Raw genomic sequence first — 16,888 nt, 5'->3', positions numbered from 1 at the left:
CGCCGAGACACAATAAATGGGTACTCGAGTCGACGCCGCGCTTGCCGTACTCACCCTTTCGATCTTGGCCGTCCTCGCGCTGGCAACTGGCACGTCGCTCTCGCCGCTGTTGTTCGCCGCCGGCGGCATGCTCACGGTCGGCTTCGAACTACTCGCGGCTCGCGATCCGGAACGCGCTCGCCAGTACTGGGAGCACTGGCCGGTCCAGTTCGGGGCGCTCGCACTCGCAACGCTGCTCGCAGTTACCGGAACGTGGCTCGCCCCGGTCGTGGTCCTCTCACTTGGCTGTGGTGTGCTCGTGACCTACTGTACGCTGCTCCTAGCCCGGCGTATGGGTCTCTTGCCGCCGCTTCAGGACTGGTGGAAGACCGGCGACGAGAATCGCTGAGCGGACCGCTCCTCGCTGCTGGCCGCCGTCTGTGGAGTATCTGCCGGTTATCACGGCGAAACATTCACGTACGTCAACGTATCGTCTCGATACGCGACGCTCGATTCTGCCAGCACGTTAGATTCGAAGTGAGTGTTGTACTCGAGTAGTTCAGGTTTCGGATACTGATCGGTAGACGGGATTATACAATTTACGTCGATATTCTGGGTGCGACTGTCATGTCGGATGAAATGACGCACAACGGTACCGGTCGACGGAACGTGCTCAAAGCGGTCAGCGGTGCGGGAATCGCTCTGGGCGGGCTCGCAAGCGTATCGAGCGTACAGGCTAACGCAGACGATGAGCCGAGTCGGTTCAACGTCGGATACGCGACCGAGATGGGAGAAAAGCAAACCAAGGACGCGGCGGACAACGTGATCCACGCGATTCACTCGGTGAACACCCTCACTGTCGAGTCGACGGTCGAGGAGATGGAGGCGCTCGCGGAGTCCGGTCACATCGATTTCGTTGCGGTGGACCAGCCGTACTACGCGGGTTCGGATACGAACGATGATACCGACAACGGGAGCGGACAGGTCGTTCCCTGGGGTGTCGAACGAATCGGTGCCCGGAAAGCCAGCGCTGCGGGCAAGCGCGGGAAGGGTGCGAACGTTGCGGTGATCAACACTGGAATCGACCCGACCCATCCGGATCTCGCCGGGAATATCGGCGACGGTATCGCGTACAACCGCGCGGTTGGCTACCCCGAAATCAACTGGGTTGACGACAACGGCCACGGCACGCACGTTGCCGGAACGATCGCCGCCGCTGATAACGACTTCGGCGTCGTCGGTGTTGCACCGAAATCGACGCTCCACGCCGTGAAGGTGTTGAACCAGGACGGTGTCGGCTACGCGTCCGACGTCGCAATGGGGATCATCTGGTCTGCGATCAAAGGCTGTGATGTCGCCAACATGAGTCTGAGCGGCCCGTACTCGACGCTCGTCCAGCGGGCGATTCAGTTCGCGCACAAGCGTGGCCTCCTGATGGTTTCCTCGGCCGGCAACGGCGGCGAGGAGGTCTCCTATCCGGCATCCGCAAAGGAAGTCGTCGCAGTGAGTGCGACGACGCCGGACGATGGCTTCGCGGAGTTCTCGAACTACGGTCCCGAGATCGAACTGGCCGCACCGGGTGTCGAGATCCTTTCGACGCTACCAAGTGGCGAGTACGGCGTTGCAACCGGGACATCGTTCGCAACGCCGCACGTAACCGGAACGGCAGCGCTGCTGATGGCGAAGGGCTACTCCGCGAAGGAAGCCCGCTACGTCATGACCGATACGGCGACCGACCTCGGGCTCCCATCGAAAAAGCAGGGTGCCGGGCTGGTTAACGCCGGAGCGGTGGCTAAAATCAAGAAGAAGCCGACGAAGAAGGGGAAGAAGGACGCTCACAAGAAGGGCAAAGATCACGGAAAGGGCAAGGCAGCCGAGGAAGCAGGAGCGAAAGACGACAAGAAAGACGAGAAGGACAAAGCAAAGACGAAGTAACGTGACGAACTGTCGGAGCTGACTGCCCGCGTCGTCTGCAACGAGACTCGTCGCGTTCCGTCGTTCGCCGTTCGACCTCCCGCAACCCACTGCCGAGTTCGAGGGGCGTTCTTCTTAGACGCCGCGGTCCTGGAGTTTCTCTTCTTCGGGAAGATCGACGTTCGCGTCGCCTTTCATCCCCTTACCGAGGTTCTTCGAAATCTCTGCGAGTTCGTCGGCGTCGTCCCAGTTGTTCACAGCCTCGACGATTGCTTCACCCATCACCGGTGGGTTCTCCGCGCCGAAGATCCCGCTGCCGACGAAGATACCGTCACACTCGTGGTGCATCATGAGCGCCGCGTCTGCTGGCGTCGCGATACCGCCTGCAGCGAAGTTCACGACCGGCAGTCGACCCATTTCGGCGGTTTCGTGGACGAGCTCCGCGGGCGCTTCGATCTCGCGGGCGTAGGCCTCGCGTTCCTCGTGTTTCATTCCCTCCAGCTGGCGAATTTCTCCCTTGATCGTCCGCTGGTGGTGAACGGCCTGGTTCACGTCACCCGTTCCGGCTTCTCCCTTGGTCCGGATCATCGCTGCTCCCTCCTCGATCCGGCGCAGTGCTTCACCGAGATTGCGCGCGCCGCAGACGAACGGGGCCGTAAAGTCGCGCTTATCGATGTGGTAGGCGTCGTCTGCGGGGGTGAGCACCTCCGACTCGTCGATCATGTCGACGCCGACGGACTCGAGTATCTGTGCTTCTTTCGTGTGTCCGATCCGGGCCTTGCCCATCACCGGGATCGAGACCTCGTTGACGATTTCCTCGACGTCCGCGGGGTCTGCCATCCGGGCGACGCCGCCGCGCTTGCGGATGTCTGCCGGCACTGCCTCGAGTGCCATGACGGCGACTGCGCCCGCGTCTTCGGCAATCCGGGCCTGTTCGGGGTTGACGACGTCCATGATGACGCCGCCCTTTTGCATCTGTGCGAAGCCGCGCTTGATGAGATCGGTCCCACGTCGGAGTTCTTCGAGATCTGTGGTCTCGGCCATGGTGTGGCGTTTTCACCCACGGCACTTACACGTATCTGTTGCGGACGAGCCGTTAGTTATAACTCGTTTATCAGACTGACTCACTTTCAACCACAGTTCTCTTATTCGCGGTATTGTTTGAACGTGGTTCGGAAATTCTGCCACTACCGGTAACCGCTACTGTTTTGCGGATTCATCCCATCGAACCGGACGAAATCGATGTCAACGTCGACTAGGCCGCAGATTCGCGACCGTAACCACCGGTTGCCGCGATACCTCGCGCCAGTCCCGCGACTACTCGAGAACCTCGGGCTCAGATTCGCCTGGCTCGTCGTGGCGATCAACCTCCTCGGGACGGTCTTTGGCTTCTGGTACTACTCCGGCCAGTTCGCCCAGACGCCGGCCGTGATGTGGCCCTGGGTGCCGGACAGTCCGATGGCGACGCTGTTTATCGCGCTGGCTATCGCCGCCTGGAAACTCGGCCACGAACTGCCGTGGCTGACCGCGCTCGCGTTCTTCGGGAACATCATTCTCGGGCTCTGGACGCCGTACACCCTGCTCGCGTTCTACGACTCCTACTCGTATCTCCACCCGCTGATGTTCCAGTTCCTCTTCTGGAGTCACCTCGGGATGGTCGTCCAGGCGCTCGTCCTCTACCGGATCAGCGACTTCCCCGTCTGGGGGGTTGCTGTTGCACTCGGCTGGTATACCAGCAACCTGATCGTCGACTACTTCATCCCGATCGTCGGCGACCCGCACCACACTGCAATCCCGGTCGCGCGAGACGAACCAATGTTTCTGCAGGCCGACGCCCTTGGCGTCATCGCCGCCGGCGAAGTGACGTTTACGCTGCTCGCGCTGTTTCTCGCGCTCGCGATTCGGGTGAAACAGTGTGAGGCTGCACTCGAACAGCAGCACGCAACAGCCTGACGAGTCTCTCGTTGTTCGTGCTCCGGTCACTCCTCGAGTTCCCGTGTTCGAACACGGTAGTACTGTCCCTGGTACTCGTAGAGTCCGTCTGAACCACGCCCGAAGACCGGATACGTCGCGTCGTACTCCTCGAGACGAACCGCGGAGACGTCGTGTTCGTCCGCGAGCGCGATCGCATCCCAGAGCTGTTCGAACCGAAGCAGTTGCTCCGTAATGACGTGCTGGGGATCTGCATTGCCCTCGTCGCTCGGTTCGTCGACCACCTCGAGTTCGAACGCGGCGAGACGATGATACTCGTCGTCGGAGTCACCACGGGTGGAGTGTGCGACAAGTGTGTCACTATCTTCGTCAGCACTGTCGCCATCATCATCGCCGGCGTCGTCGCCGTCACCGTCGATATCGTCACCCGATTCGAGTTCGACCTCTTCGATCGCGTCCGTCGGCTCGAGTGTGAGTGCAGCGGATTCGAGTTCGAACGTCGTCGCGAACGCCAGGATTTCGTCGTCACGGCTGTCTTCGAACCAGCCGCGAGCGCGGAAGGCGTACGTCCCTGATCCGACGCCGACGAGCGTCAATTCCTCCGTTCCGCCGCCCGACGCGATTCGGTCGCCGTCCAGTATACCGTCGTTATCGGGGGTGACGGTCCAGGTGTGTTGCTCGCCGGGTTCGACGGACATCAGCGGATCGGGGTGTCCGAGCGGCGCAACCCGGTACCATTCTCCGTCGACGTACTTGTCAACGCGCCAGTTGTAGAAGTTCGTCGCCAGGGTCTCGTCCGAATCGTTCGTGAGGCTGAACTCGACCGTTGTTCCCTCCTCGACGGTCCGAGCCGACGGCTCGAGGTACGTGGGTTCGGTTTCGGGGTCGATGGCGTCGTAGCAGACGACACGGTCGACTGAATCGCCGTAGTCGGGACAGGGTGGGTGCTGGGCGGTTTCGGTTCCGTTCCCGTCTTCGTTTCCGCTCGCGTTCTCGTCTCCGTCTCCATCTTCGCCCTCGCTGCCGTTCCCATCTGGCTCGTCCGAGCCGTTCTCTGCCGTTGCCTCCGGGTCGCTGTCCAGGCAGCCGACAACGGCCCCGAAGCCCGCCGCACTGAGTCCGAGCAGGTGGCGTCGATCGAGTTTGTCCATGCAGTCACTGACGCAATTCGATAACAAAACAGTACGGCTAACTGAAACGATCGTTTGACCACCATCACAGCAGTTGTTGCTCCCTCACTAGTGGCCGCTACGCGACTACGCGACGACTGCCGACGGTAACTGACACGGCGTTCCAACGGGGACAGACGGCACGGCCTCTCACCCACTCAGTTCCGTTGGGAAGGTGAACAGTCGTAGCAGCGGAGACAGGTGTTTATGCCCGGTGACGATGTCGAGTCGCGTAGCATAGCACGTCGCGGCATCCAATCGCGTCACATCCTGAGAGGACCAATCATGTCTGGCCAGACTGCGGCACACGAGACCGAACCCACTGCCGACACAGCCACGATCAGGTTGGACGGCCTCACCAAGCAGTACGGCGACGTCATGGCCAACGACGCAGTTATCTTCGCCGTCGAACCCGGCGAGATATTCGGCTACCTCGGGCCGAACGGCGCAGGAAAGACGACGACCATCCGGCTTCTCCTCGGCCTGCTCAAGCCGACCGCCGGCACCGCAACCGTGCTCGGTGCAGATATTCGCGACCGACGAGCGCTCACCCAGGCCAAAGCCAACGTCGGCTACCTCCCGGACACGCTCGGGTTCGAAGAACGGCTAACCGGCCGCGAGGTACTCGAGTACTTCGCCCGACTGCGGGGAGACGAGCGACGGGACGAACTGCTCGAACTGTTTCGACCGCCGCTCGACAAACCAGTCGAAACCTACTCGCACGGGAATCGCCGGATGCTCGGTATCGTCCAGGCGTTCATGCACGATCCCGATCTCGTGATCATGGACGAACCGACATCGGGTCTGGACCCGCTCAAGCAGGATCGGTTACACCGCTTTCTCGAGGACGAACGCGACGCTGGAACGACCATCTTCTTCTCCTCACACGTTCTCAGCGAAGTCCAGCGCGTCTGTGACCGCGTCGGGATCATCCGCGACGGCGAGCTAGTTGCACTCGAGACCATCGAGGAGTTACTCGAGCGAGGCGGAAAGGACGTTCGAGTGCAACTCGCGAGACCGGTCGATCCGGACCAGTTCGTCACGGCGGAGATGATCGACGTCGAACTCGTCGACCGAACGGCTCGATTTACCTATACGGGAGAGGTGATCGAACTACTCGAGCACCTCGTGCAGTACGACGTGACGGACGTCGATATCGGCGATCCACAGCTGGACGAGGTGTTCAAACACTACTACGGGACCGACTCCCAGGAGACCGGATGACCGCAATCTTGCGCACCGAGTCGGGGCGGCTGCTGCGCGGGACACTGTTGCTGACCGGCCTACTCGTCGTTCTGTCGGCGTTCTTTCTCGTCGTCTTCCCGAGTATCCAGGACGAAGCAGCGCTGTTCGAGGAGGTGTACCCGGAGTACATACTGGCCCTGCTCGGCGTCGAAGAGCTCCACACGATCGAGGGTTTTCTCGGCGGGTACATCTTCCCGTTCGTCTGGGTGCTCCTCGCTGGAATCTACTTCGCCTACGTTAGCGCCGGCATGATCTCGAGAGACGTTCGAACGCGACGCATGGATCTCACCCTCTCGAGTGCCGTCTCTCGTGAATCGGTCGTCCTCCAGAAGATCGGGGCGTTGTGGGTTCCACTGGTCGCGCTGTCGCTCGCCTTGCTCGGCACGCTCCTGCTCGGTGTGTCCCTTCTCGGGGAGTCGGTCAATCCAATTGCGCTCGCGATGGTCCACGTGCTCGGCGTCCCGTACCTGCTCGTCTGTGCCGGCATCGGGATCGTCTTCTCCGTCGTCCTCGATCGGGTCGAAACCGCCCAGGCCGCCGCGCTGGGACTGGTGTTCGTTCTCTGGCTCGTCGACGGCCTCGCCCAGCTGAACCCGGATTTCGAGTGGGTCGGTACGGTGACGCCGAGTCGGTACTACGATCCGACGGCGATCCTCATCCACGAGGAGTACGCGCTCCTCGACGCCGGACTCCTCCTCGCAGCCTTTCTCGCCCTGGTGGGCCTCGCGACCGCCTACTTCGTCCGGAGGGATCTCTGAGGGGGCGACCATGACGGCCATCCTCCGCATCGAATCCAGAAAGCGGGTTCGTGGGTCAGTTATCTTGCTTGCCGTCTTCGCGGTGCTGTCGGCGCTCTACTTCTCGATGTTCCCCGGAGTCCAGGAGGAGATGGACGTCTTGGAGGACGCCTTCCCAGGGTTCATGTTCGAGCTGTTTGGGATCGAAGAACTACACACGATCGAGGGCTTCATCGCGGCGGAGATCTACTCGTTCTTCTGGATTCTGCTCGTCGGCATCTACTTCGCGTACGTCAGCGCCGGTCTGATCGCGGGCGATATCCAGGACCGGTCGATGGATCTCACCCTCTCGAATCCGGTCTCCCGCGAATCGGTCGTCCTCCAGAAGCTCGGGGCGCTCTGGGTTCCCCTGGTTGCGCTGAACGTCGGGGTCGCACTCATCGTCTACGTCAGCGCACTCGCTATCGGGGAATCGTTCAATCCTGTCGCCCTCGCGATGGTCCATCTCCTCTCGGTTCCCTATCTGCTCGTCTGTGCCGGAATCGGCCTCGTCCTCTCCGTCGGGATTGACCACGTCCGAAGCGCACGAGCGGCGGCGCTGGGTGCTGTCATCGTCCTGTGGCTAGTCGAGGGCGTCTCGAGTCTGGACCCTGACTACGAGTGGATCGGTGCCGCCGCACCGACCCGATACTACGATCAGACGGCAATCCTCGTCCACGAGGAGTACGCACTCTTCGATGCCGGCGTTCTGCTGGTCGGGTTTCTTGCGCTGATCGCTCTCGCGGTGGCGCTCTTTGTCCGGCGCGACATCTGACGCTGCACGCCGTCGTGACTCGGACCCGACTCGGTTCGTCAGCCACTCCAGTCTCGGGTACTGCCTGACGCTCGTCAGCCACGGTACTCTCGAGTACTGCCCGCCGCTCGTCAGCTACTGCAATTTCGGGTGCTGGCCGGAGTGACAGTCTGCGTGCGGTGACCGTAGGGTCGTCTTATTTCGAACCCGGACGTGTACGTGGGTCCCATGACACCGAACCCACCAGATCGGGCGACTAACCCAAACTGGCGAGACCAGCCGAACTGGCCGACCCGCCGAACCGTACTCGAGTACACCAGTGTAACGGCGACGCTTGCGACCCTCGCGCTCCTCGGTGGGTCAGTTGCTGCACAGGACGGTGACGAGGTCGGTGCGGACGACACAGACGAAGCCGATGGCGAGACCGCGACCGATGACGGCCCAGCGTACAGCCACTGGCTTCCAGACGACGACCCACGCGAACTCGAGTTCGTCGCCGTCGACTGGGCGACACTCGACGAGTACGCCAGCGACGAACTCGAGGAGGCGCAGCCGGACGACGAAGTCCCGCCGGAGTACGAGGCGGATCCGATGATCGCCCCGGTTTCGGAGGGAGCGCTGTCGGCGTATCTCTTCGTCGGGTTCGACCTCGCGCAGTTTGGGATCGGCCGGCTCCTCGACGACGACGAGATGTTCGACTCGAGCGTCTCGACCCTGCTGCAGACGCCCGATACGTACGTCGTGCTCGGCGAGATCGACCCTGCGGAGATCGACGAACGCCTCACCGCCGAGCCGGCGGCCGAGTTCATCAGCCAACTCGAGCGAACGGACGAGATCGACGGCTACGAGGTGTATACGCCCGTCGAAGACACAGCGGGGACGGCGATCGCCGTCGGTGACGATGCGCTCGTCGTCGTCGACGACGAGGCGGTCGATGCGCTGGCCGTACTCGAGTCGACGATCGGCGCTGCAGGAGGGACCGCTGATCGGGCAGTCGACGGCTCCGAGTCGTTCGCGTGGGCGCTCGAGACTGCCGGCGGGGGCGATGTCGTCGTCGGCCAGTTGGGTGCCCCCGCGGAGTCGGCGGCCGCTGCAGACGACGCAGATCCGCTCGTCGACTTCGCGTACCCGGCACTCGAGGGTGCCGAGACGATCGTCTCGTCACTTACCATCGAGGACGAGGAGACATCCACGGGCAGCTTCGCGGCGGTCATCGACGATCCAGACGAGACCGAGCTCGCGGGCGTGCTCGGTGCCTCCGGGACGGACCAGTCGGTCGACGTCGACGAGAATCGAGTGACCGCGACGGCAACGTGGCACGAGGAGGATGTCGCTGTTGCACGCGAGCCATAGGTGCGAGAAATCAAGAGACCGCTCAGGACAGGCGAAACACGACTCGAGTCGAGCCGGGTTGCTCTCGTTCGAGTCGGTTGGTCGAGTTACTCGAGTACGACCACAGCCGACTCCGTCTCGATCATCTCACCCTCGCCGGAGTAGGTGCGCTCGCGTTCGATCTCGAACAGGTCGGACTCGAGCTCCTCGTCGGCGACGTGGAGCGCGGTGGCGGTGCCGTCGTCGTCCGCCTCGATCTCGTACTCGCCGCTTTCGATGCCGGCGTCGATCTCGCCGACCTTGGAGCCGAACTTCGGCCCGAGCGTCGAGTAGTCGAGGTCGATCGAGGCGATTTCCGTGGTAACCTCTGGCTCCGACTCGAGCACAGTGAGGTCCTGAACGTGCATCACGTCCTGGATGGCGTCCTCGAAACCTTCGATCGGGCCGTAGACGGCGACCGATTCGAGGTCGGCGTTGAGCGGGAGCTGATTCTCGCTCTTGTAGCGCCGGAGCGCGCCGATGACCTCGAGTGCGGTTTCGCCGGCTGCGAGGTCGGCGTCGTAGCCCTGTGGGGTGGGCCAGGAGCGGGTGTGGATGCTCGTTGCCTCGAGGTCGCTGCTGTCTCGCGGCTCGCTTTGCTCACCGCTCGACGTATCCGAGGCGCGTGGCGCCTCGCCTGCGTACACAGCCTGCCAGATCTCCTCCGTGACGTGCGGGAGGAACGGTGCCCACAACTCGAGGAAGGTCCGGTGTGCCGTCCGCAGTGCGTACTGCGTCGAGGGGTTGTCTTCGCGGCCCTTCGCGATCTCTAAGTAGTCGTCACAGAAGGTGTTCCAGAAGAACGTTCGCAGGCGGTCGCGGGCCTTGGCGAACTCGTACTCCTCGAACTGCGTGGTGAGTTCTGCGACGGCGTCGTCGAGTTCGGCGAGCAGCCAGCGGTCGATGGGCTCGAGTTCGTCCGGCTCCTCGGGGTCTGCGGGAGCGAGGGTGTCGACGAGCTTCGAGGCGTTCCAGAGCTTGCGCAGGAGCTTCTCGCCGGCGCGCAGATCCTTCTCCTGGTACGGGAAGTCGTCGCCGACGGCGGCGCTCGCCGCCCAGAAGCGAACGGCGTCGACGGGGTAGTCGGCGAGCACCTCGTCGGGTTCGACGACGTTGCCCTTGGACTTGGACATCTTCTCGCGGTTCTCGTCCAGCACGTGGCCGTTGATCATCGTCGCGTCGAACGGCACCTCGCCGGTATGCTCGTAGCACTTGACGACGGTGTGGAACAGCCAGAACGAGATGATGTCGTGGCCCTGGGGGCGCAGGTCGAACGGGTACAGTTCCGGCTTGTCCATCCGGAACTCCTCGGTCTCGTCGTCCCAGTCCCAGCCGGCGTTGATGAGCGGGGTCAGCGAGGAGGTCGCCCACGTGTCGAAGACGTCCTCTTCGGGGTCGAACTCGTCGTGGCCACACTCGGGACAAGCGTCGACCGGCGGCTCGTCCGAGAGGGGATCGACTGGCAGGTCCTCTTTCTCGGCCATGATCGGGTGGTCACACTCATCACAGTACCAGACCGGGAACGGAATCCCCGAGTCGCGCTGGCGCGAGATGAGCCAGTCCCACTCTAAGCCCTCGATCCAGTGCTTGTAGCGGGTGAACATCTTCTCGGGGTACCAGTCCATCTCCTGGCCGGCCTCGAGGTACTCCTCCTTGTGATCGAGGATTTCGACGTACCACTGCTTGGAGACGCGGTACTCGACGGGGGTGTCACAGCGCTCGTGGACGCCGACGGCGTGGGTGATCTCCCAGCGGTCGCGTAGATGGCCCTCGTCGTCCAGATCCTCGACGATGGCCTCACGGGCTTCTTCCGTCGAGAGCCCCTCGTAGTCGCCGGCGAGATCGGTCATCGTCGCGGACTCGTCGATGGCGACGCGAAGCGGCAGGTCGTGGGCCTGGTACCACTCGATGTCGTTCTGGTCGCCGAAGGTACAGCACATGACGACGCCGCTACCTTTCTCCATGTCGACGCGCTCGTCGGCGATGATCGGCACCTCGTGGCCGAAGATCGGGATCGTGGCTGTCTCGCCGACCAGATCCTGATTCTCGTCGTCGTCAGGGTGGACGAAGACGGAGACACAGGCCGGGATAAGTTCGGGTCGAGTGGTCGAGATGACGAACTCCTCGCGGTCCGTGCCGTCGGAGGCCAACTCGAACGCGATGTCGTTGAAGTGCGAGCCGCGCTCGTCGTCCTCCATCTCGACCTGCGAAATTGCGGTCTCACACTCCGGACACCAGATCGCGGGTGCCTTCTTGCGGTACTCGCGGCCCTTCTCGTAGAGGTCGAGGAAGGAGAGCTGCGAGATGCGCTGGACGCGGGGCTCGATCGTCTTGTAGGTGTTATTCCAGTCGATCGAGGTGCCGAGATCCTGCATCTTGTCCGTGAACTCGGCCTCGTACTCCGCACAGACCTCGCGGCAGAGTTCCTGGAACTCGCGGCGCTCGTAGTCCTGGTGGCGGATGTCGAGCTCCGTTTCGGTCAGTCGCTCGGAGGCGATGCCGTTGTCGTCGTAGCCGAACGGGTACAACACCTCGCCGTCTGCCATCCGCTGGAATCGGGCGGCGAAATCCTGCAGCGTCGAGCCGTAGAGGTGGCCCATGTGCAGACTGCCCGACACCGTCGGCGGCGGCGTGTCGATGGCGTAGACCGTGTTCGGGTCTCGCTTCGGGTCGCTCTCGTAGGCGTAAATTTCCTCGTCGACCCACTGGTCCTGCCAGTGGGACTCGACGGTTTCGGGATCGTAGCCGCTCTCGAGTGTGGGCTCGTGATGAGCCGTCTCGTCGGCCTGTGCTGGGTCGTCCATGCTCATGCTCTCACCGCCCGAATCGGGCGTCGTCGATACGTCGTCAGGGTGGTACGGCAGTGACTGTAATCCATCGGTGATACCGGTCGTTGCTCGGTGAATGCTGGTCGCCGACAATACATCCGTCGAAACAGGGTGGGTGATGGGGGGCTACGGGGCCCCTACGAACACCGTCTCGCGCGGGCCGTTGAACACGGACTGACGGACCACGTCTGCGATTGCGACCGCGACGGAATCGGTCATATACAATCCGTTTTGACGGCAGTACTGTTAGGTGTTTCGCGTCTCGTCTGTCGAACGAGGTCTTCAACAGGTGATCTCCGGTCATCGCTACGCATCGCTCACCGTGTCGCTCGCGTGAAGAGCCAACGCGTCGCACATCCAACTAGTACGGCCGAACTGGTATGCCCATCCATCCTGCTAGAGCCTGTATGTGTGTGACGTGTCTTCGAACCGCCGGGTTCGATCGCTGGACAGTAGACCGGACGCGACCGCGTGACGACGCATGAACGGCGGGATCGCGTCCAGATACGCCGAGGCAATCGTTGCCAACAGCCGACTCGTCGTCGTCCTCGTGCTGGTTCTCACAGCCGTCATCGCGGCCGGAGCAGCAATCGGCGACGTCGAGGACGAGGGTATCGGCCAGTTCGAAACCGATTCCCCAGAGACGGCCGCACTCGAGGAGATCGACGACACGTACGATACCGACGACGGCGTCGTCGCCCAGCTCGTGATTCGCGATGAGGGTAGTGACGTCCTCACCCGCGACTCTCTCCTGGAGGGATTACGACTCCAGCAGGATGTGCGGGAGAACGAATCGCTCAACGAAACCCTCGACGACCAGGGCTTCCTCACCCTCGAGAACATCGTTGCGACTGGTGCCGTCTTCGAGGACCGCGCCGCCGAGGCGAACGGGCCACCGGATACGAGCGAGCCCACACTCGAGGAACAACTCGATGCACTCGAGTCCCGGTCGGACGACGAGGTCGAGGCGTTGCTCGCGGACGTGCTCGATCCGGATAGCGACCAGGAGCAGGGAGAGGACCCGTACGAGTTCCTGCCGACGGAGTACGAACCGGGCACGACCGACGCCGAGTCTCGAATCGGATTCGTCTTCCAGGCTGACGACAGTGGTCCCGACGACGAACCACAGGCAGCCTACGACGCGCAGGTCGAGATCGCCGACCTCGTCGACGATCGGTTCGACGACGCGTTCCTCTTCGGACAGGGCGTCACCGACGAGGCGTCGTCGAACGCGGTCGGTGACAGTTTCGCGATTATCACGCCCGTTGCGCTCGTTCTCGTACTGTTCGCGCTCGGAACGGCCTACAGAGACGTTGTCGACGTGCTGCTCGGTATCGCCGGCATCGCCGTCGTCATGGCCTGGGTCGGCGGCCTCATGGGCTGGCTCGAGATTCCGATGAGCCAGCTGTTGATCGCCGTTCCGTTTCTGCTGATCGGACTCTCGATCGACTACTCGTTACACGTCGTGATGCGCTCGCGGGAGGCGAGAACGGGGCAACTCGAGACGGGGCCGGGACAGGCTGAGGAGACTGAGACGGTGCCGGCGGATACTGACGGCGGCTCGAACCCTGCAGCAGGCGTCAGATCGGGGATGCAGTTCGGCCTCGCGAGCGTCGTCCTCGCACTCGCCGCGACCACGTTCTCGACCGGGGTCGGCTTCCTCTCGAACGTCGTCAGTCCGCTACCGGCGATTCAGGACTTCGCGATTCTGAGCGCTGGCGGGATCCTCGCGACGTTCGTCGCCTTCGCCGTCTTCGTGCCTGCGCTGAAGGTCGAGGTAGATGGTCTTCTCGAGAACCGTCTCGATCGCGACCGTCGCAAGCAGCCGTTCGGTCGCGGAACCGGACTCGTCAATCGGCTGCTCTCGGGCGTCGTCCAACTCGTCCAGCGGGCACCGGTCGTCGTCGTGCTGCTCGCCCTCGTGCTGGCCATCGGCGGCGCGTACGGGGCCACAGGGATCGACACCGAGTTCAACGAGGCCGACTTCCTGCCGGAGGACGCGCCGGAGTGGGCCAAGTCGCTCCCCGGACCGCTCGCACCTGATACGTACACGATCAGCGCCGAGGCCGAGTACCTCGGTGAGAACTTCCAGGAGCAAGGTCCGGGCAGTCAGAGTCAGATTCTGATACGTGACGCGCCAGCCGATCCAGCCACCCTGACCGCCATCCAGAACGCGACCAGTGAAATCGAGGAAAACAGCACGATCACCATCCAGGCGGACGGTAACGCCGCAATCGACAGTCCCGTCTCGGTCATCGACGACCTCGCGGCAGAGAACGACACCGTCGCCGCCGAACTCGACGAGCGAGATACGAACGGGAACGGGCTTCCAGACGAGGATGTCGCTGGCTTCTACGACGTGCTGTACGAGGCCGACGAAGACGCCGCCTCCGCAGTGCTCTCCCGGACCAGCGACGGCGACGGCGAGTACGAATCTGCCAGGCTACTCGCAAGTGTCCGCGGTGACGCCGCCGCACAGGATATCGCCGAGGACACGCGCGAACTCGCCAGCGTGATCGAATCCCAGTCTCCGAGCACCGCAATCGCGACCGGCGGCCCGGTGACGACCGCCGTCGTCCAGGACGCGCTCCTCGAGACGCTCGTCCAGGCGTTCGCCGTCACGCTGGTGGTTATCCTCGTCTTCCTGACGGTCCTCTACTGGGTCCGCCATCGGGCACTCTCACTCGGCGCGATCACGCTCGCACCGGTCGTCGCCGCACTCGCGTGGCTTCTGGGAGCAATGGCCGTCCTCGATATTCCGTTCAACAGCGAGACAGCCGTCATCACCAGTCTCGCGATCGGACTCGGCGTCGACTACAGCATCCACGTCGGCGAACGCTTCGTCGCCGAACGCGAACAGCAACCGACACTCGAGTCCGCCCTCGCTGCGACGGTGACGGGAACGGGTGGCGCGCTGCTTGGAAGTGCGCTGACGACGGCGGCTGGCTTCGGTGTGCTCGCGCTGGCGCTGGCACCGCCACTGCAGCGGTTCGGGCTCGTAACGGGTGTGAGCATCATCTTCGCGTTCGTCGCGTGCCTGACGGTGTTGCCGTGTCTGCTGGTGTTGCGAGAACGGGTGTTGGATCGGGCCTGAGCCGGTTCGCTGTCCGTCTAAACGTCGTGGCACGGCCGCCGACGATGCGATACGACCTACACCGAATCGGAGTCGCCCGAGTGCGCACGGACCCACAGTTCGCCAATTCTGGAGAGCCGCGTTCTGTAGGACTTGCCGTGTTCCTCGCGCTCGATGTATCCCTTGCCGCCCGGCCCCAGCCGGTCGACGTTGTAGATGACCTTCGAGCGGAAACTGTCGGTGTACTCTTCGTTCAGTTCGCGGGCAAGTGACTCCGCGAGTTCCGAGACCGAATCGAACTCGCCGTCCTCGCCCAGTTTGTAGAGGATCAACTCTTCGAACGGCTTGACGTTCGAGAACGAGGTGACGGGAAGTTCGACGATGTGCGCGCCGTCGATCTCCTTCGCGCCAATCGTGGTGCCGCGCTCGTCGAACTCCGAGAGGAGGTCGCGGGCGCTCTCGAGACGGTCGTCGATTTGGTCGTCTTCGACGGCACCGTTCTTGAGTTCCTCGAGGAGCCGACTCTGCTCACGGAGTTCCTCCGCCAGTTCCGTCTCCAGGTACTTTTCGGGAGCCGTGTAGTAGGTGTGAATCTGCTCGCGTTCGTCCTCGCGTTCGACCATCAAGGAGTTCGCGGCCGTCGCGAACGCGAAACTCACAGTGCGGGGCATCGCGGCGACGTTGACCCAGACCTCGTTGCCGGCGTCGAGTTCGGCGGTGATCAGGTCGTAGGCCTGCTCGAACGCCTCGTCGTAGTCGTAGACATCTTCGAGAACGAAGCGCTCGGTTTCGGCCCCGAGCAGGCTCCGGAAGTCGGTTTCGAGTTTCTCAGAGAGGTGCCGAGAGTACTCGACGTTGGCCTCGCTGCCGACCGCGCCCTCCAGTAGGATGACGCTGTCGACGTCGATCTGATCGCGTACGAGCGGGGCGATCAGCCGGTCGTAGTCGAAGCCGACCGGGACGATGTGTGTTTGCATAGTCCCGACTTGGACCGGTCAGCCCCTAACAGTATTGGATTTTGGTGGTCAGGCGTCCGCGTCGCTCGGCTCGTCCGCTCCTGCTGCTTCGTCGGGAACGTCGTCCTCGAGGACGCCATCCGTCTCGGCTGCATCCGCACTGCCGAGATCGATCGTTTGAACCAGCGCTGCGATCGTCTCACGGTCGCGCTCCGGGTTCACGTCGAGATCCAGTCCGAGTCCGGATCCGGGTCCGCCGACAGAACCGTCCGCTCGATCCGCGACGGACTCGAGTGGCAACACGCCGCCTGCGACCCCGTAGCTCTCCGCGGTCGGCCAGACGGCGACGTTCGCTTCGGCGGCGATTCGGTCGACGCTATCGGGCGTTCGGTCCGGATCGACCGCGTAGCTCGCGTCGAGCACGTACCACTTTCCGGCAGCGCCGTTCGGCCCTTCGAACTCGAGTATGTCTCGCGTTTCCTCGACGGTGAGGCCGTCGTCGGCGACGGTGTCGACGAACTGGGACTTGGCTTTGGGTGCGGCCTTCGAGAGGGCGGCGTCGGGGGCGATGCCGATCGTCGACAGTGCTGGCGAGATTGAGAGATCGACGGCAAAGAGCGACCTGACGGGGAGGTCGCCCGCGCCGATCGCAGCGGTCGCCGGTTCGTCGAGGGGTTCGTAGAGCGTCGTCTCGGCGGTGATCGAGGCGACGAGCACGCTCGTCTTTCCGGAGCGAGTACCGAGTAGCTGCCACTCGTCGGCGAGCGAGGAGGGGAGATCGGTTGGCATTGGAGCGTGATAGAACGAGGAGGCCTTTCGGTGTGTCGCTCTGCGGGCTACTGCCCGTACGGACCTGCGAGATGATGGTCGCCAAGCGTCCCGAGTAACAGC

The 16,888-nt window shown here is 63.1% G+C and carries 13 protein-coding genes; 8 read left to right on the top strand and 5 right to left on the bottom strand.

Annotated elements, in window-relative coordinates:
• Nucleotides 1-16: 16 nt before the first annotated feature.
• Complete coding sequence (locus BBD46_RS04535) at nucleotides 17-388, top strand: hypothetical protein (protein WP_071400565.1); 372 nt, start codon at nucleotides 17-19, stop codon at nucleotides 386-388.
• Between the two features lie 218 nt (nucleotides 389-606).
• Complete coding sequence (locus tag BBD46_RS04530) at nucleotides 607-1,914, top strand: S8 family peptidase (RefSeq protein ID WP_071400564.1); 1,308 nt, start codon at nucleotides 607-609, stop codon at nucleotides 1,912-1,914.
• Nucleotides 1,915-2,028: 114 nt separating this feature from the next.
• On the opposite strand, the gene pdxS is transcribed toward BBD46_RS04530, so the two are convergent.
• On the bottom strand, nucleotides 2,029-2,937 hold the full coding sequence (gene pdxS / locus BBD46_RS04525; RefSeq protein ID WP_071400563.1) for a pyridoxal 5'-phosphate synthase lyase subunit PdxS: 909 nt from the start codon (nucleotides 2,935-2,937) through the stop codon (nucleotides 2,029-2,031).
• Nucleotides 2,938-3,135: 198 nt separating this feature from the next.
• Between pdxS and BBD46_RS04520 the strand changes: the two genes are divergently transcribed.
• Nucleotides 3,136-3,846, top strand: coding sequence for a DUF1405 domain-containing protein (locus BBD46_RS04520; RefSeq protein WP_071400562.1), 711 nt, complete (start codon nucleotides 3,136-3,138; stop codon nucleotides 3,844-3,846).
• A 26-nt stretch (nucleotides 3,847-3,872) separates the two neighbouring features.
• Here the strand turns inward: BBD46_RS04520 and BBD46_RS04515 are convergent, their stop codons facing one another.
• Nucleotides 3,873-4,976 (bottom strand): immunoglobulin-like domain-containing protein, encoded by a 1,104-nt coding sequence (locus tag BBD46_RS04515; RefSeq protein WP_071400561.1) that lies wholly within the window; start codon nucleotides 4,974-4,976, stop codon nucleotides 3,873-3,875.
• A gap of 303 nt (nucleotides 4,977-5,279) precedes the next feature.
• Here BBD46_RS04515 and BBD46_RS04510 point away from each other — a divergent pair, with 303 nt between their 5' ends.
• From BBD46_RS04510 to BBD46_RS04495, 4 genes are all read left to right on the top strand, one after another.
• Nucleotides 5,280-6,218: an ABC transporter ATP-binding protein gene (locus tag BBD46_RS04510; RefSeq protein WP_071400560.1), complete on the top strand. Its 939-nt coding sequence runs from the start codon at nucleotides 5,280-5,282 to the stop codon at nucleotides 6,216-6,218.
• Nucleotides 6,215-6,997, top strand: a complete 783-nt coding sequence (locus BBD46_RS04505) for an ABC transporter permease subunit (RefSeq protein WP_071400559.1) — start codon at nucleotides 6,215-6,217, stop codon at nucleotides 6,995-6,997. The genes BBD46_RS04510 and BBD46_RS04505 overlap by 4 nt, the downstream gene beginning before the upstream one ends.
• A 10-nt stretch (nucleotides 6,998-7,007) precedes the next feature.
• Nucleotides 7,008-7,790, top strand: coding sequence for an ABC transporter permease (locus BBD46_RS04500; RefSeq protein ID WP_071400558.1), 783 nt, complete (start codon nucleotides 7,008-7,010; stop codon nucleotides 7,788-7,790).
• Between the two features lie 207 nt (nucleotides 7,791-7,997).
• Nucleotides 7,998-9,122 (top strand): hypothetical protein, encoded by a 1,125-nt coding sequence (locus BBD46_RS04495; protein WP_071400557.1) that lies wholly within the window; start codon nucleotides 7,998-8,000, stop codon nucleotides 9,120-9,122.
• A gap of 86 nt (nucleotides 9,123-9,208) precedes the next feature.
• Here the strand turns inward: BBD46_RS04495 and BBD46_RS04490 are convergent, their stop codons facing one another.
• A complete protein-coding gene (locus BBD46_RS04490) occupies nucleotides 9,209-12,061 on the bottom strand; it encodes a valine--tRNA ligase (protein ID WP_071400556.1) in 2,853 nt (950 codons plus the stop codon).
• A gap of 388 nt (nucleotides 12,062-12,449) precedes the next feature.
• Here BBD46_RS04490 and BBD46_RS04485 point away from each other — a divergent pair, with 388 nt between their 5' ends.
• Entirely contained in the window at nucleotides 12,450-15,062 is a 2,613-nt protein-coding gene (locus tag BBD46_RS04485) for an efflux RND transporter permease subunit (RefSeq protein WP_071400555.1), read from the top strand.
• A gap of 56 nt (nucleotides 15,063-15,118) precedes the next feature.
• On the opposite strand, the gene BBD46_RS04480 is transcribed toward BBD46_RS04485, so the two are convergent.
• Nucleotides 15,119-16,018 (bottom strand): DUF6293 family protein, encoded by a 900-nt coding sequence (locus tag BBD46_RS04480; RefSeq protein ID WP_071400554.1) that lies wholly within the window; start codon nucleotides 16,016-16,018, stop codon nucleotides 15,119-15,121.
• Nucleotides 16,019-16,066: 48 nt separating this feature from the next.
• Nucleotides 16,067-16,786: a hypothetical protein gene (locus tag BBD46_RS04475; protein WP_071400553.1), complete on the bottom strand. Its 720-nt coding sequence runs from the start codon at nucleotides 16,784-16,786 to the stop codon at nucleotides 16,067-16,069.
• Nucleotides 16,787-16,888 lie beyond the last annotated feature (102 nt).

It is taken from the genome of Natrialba sp. SSL1 (assembly GCF_001861355.1).
Lineage (GTDB): Archaea > Halobacteriota > Halobacteria > Halobacteriales > Natrialbaceae > Natrialba.
Note: the sequence above shows the minus strand (reverse complement) of the source record. Positions and strands in the feature narration are given on the sequence as shown.

What these genes read in the sequence shown, in the direction of transcription:
- BBD46_RS04535 (WP_071400565.1), top strand. Translation starts at nt 17, where the DNA reads ATGGGTACTCGAGTCGACGCCGCGCTTGCCGTACTCACCCTTTCGATC.
- BBD46_RS04530 (WP_071400564.1), top strand. Translation starts at nt 607, where the DNA reads ATGTCGGATGAAATGACGCACAACGGTACCGGTCGACGGAACGTGCTC.
- pdxS (WP_071400563.1), bottom strand. Translation starts at nt 2,937, where the DNA reads ATGGCCGAGACCACAGATCTCGAAGAACTCCGACGTGGGACCGATCTC.
- BBD46_RS04520 (WP_071400562.1), top strand. Translation starts at nt 3,136, where the DNA reads ATGTCAACGTCGACTAGGCCGCAGATTCGCGACCGTAACCACCGGTTG.
- BBD46_RS04515 (WP_071400561.1), bottom strand. Translation starts at nt 4,976, where the DNA reads ATGGACAAACTCGATCGACGCCACCTGCTCGGACTCAGTGCGGCGGGC.
- BBD46_RS04510 (WP_071400560.1), top strand. Translation starts at nt 5,280, where the DNA reads ATGTCTGGCCAGACTGCGGCACACGAGACCGAACCCACTGCCGACACA.
- BBD46_RS04505 (WP_071400559.1), top strand. Translation starts at nt 6,215, where the DNA reads ATGACCGCAATCTTGCGCACCGAGTCGGGGCGGCTGCTGCGCGGGACA.
- BBD46_RS04500 (WP_071400558.1), top strand. Translation starts at nt 7,008, where the DNA reads ATGACGGCCATCCTCCGCATCGAATCCAGAAAGCGGGTTCGTGGGTCA.
- BBD46_RS04495 (WP_071400557.1), top strand. Translation starts at nt 7,998, where the DNA reads ATGACACCGAACCCACCAGATCGGGCGACTAACCCAAACTGGCGAGAC.
- BBD46_RS04485 (WP_071400555.1), top strand. Translation starts at nt 12,450, where the DNA reads ATGAACGGCGGGATCGCGTCCAGATACGCCGAGGCAATCGTTGCCAAC.
- BBD46_RS04480 (WP_071400554.1), bottom strand. Translation starts at nt 16,018, where the DNA reads ATGCAAACACACATCGTCCCGGTCGGCTTCGACTACGACCGGCTGATC.
- BBD46_RS04475 (WP_071400553.1), bottom strand. Translation starts at nt 16,786, where the DNA reads ATGCCAACCGATCTCCCCTCCTCGCTCGCCGACGAGTGGCAGCTACTC.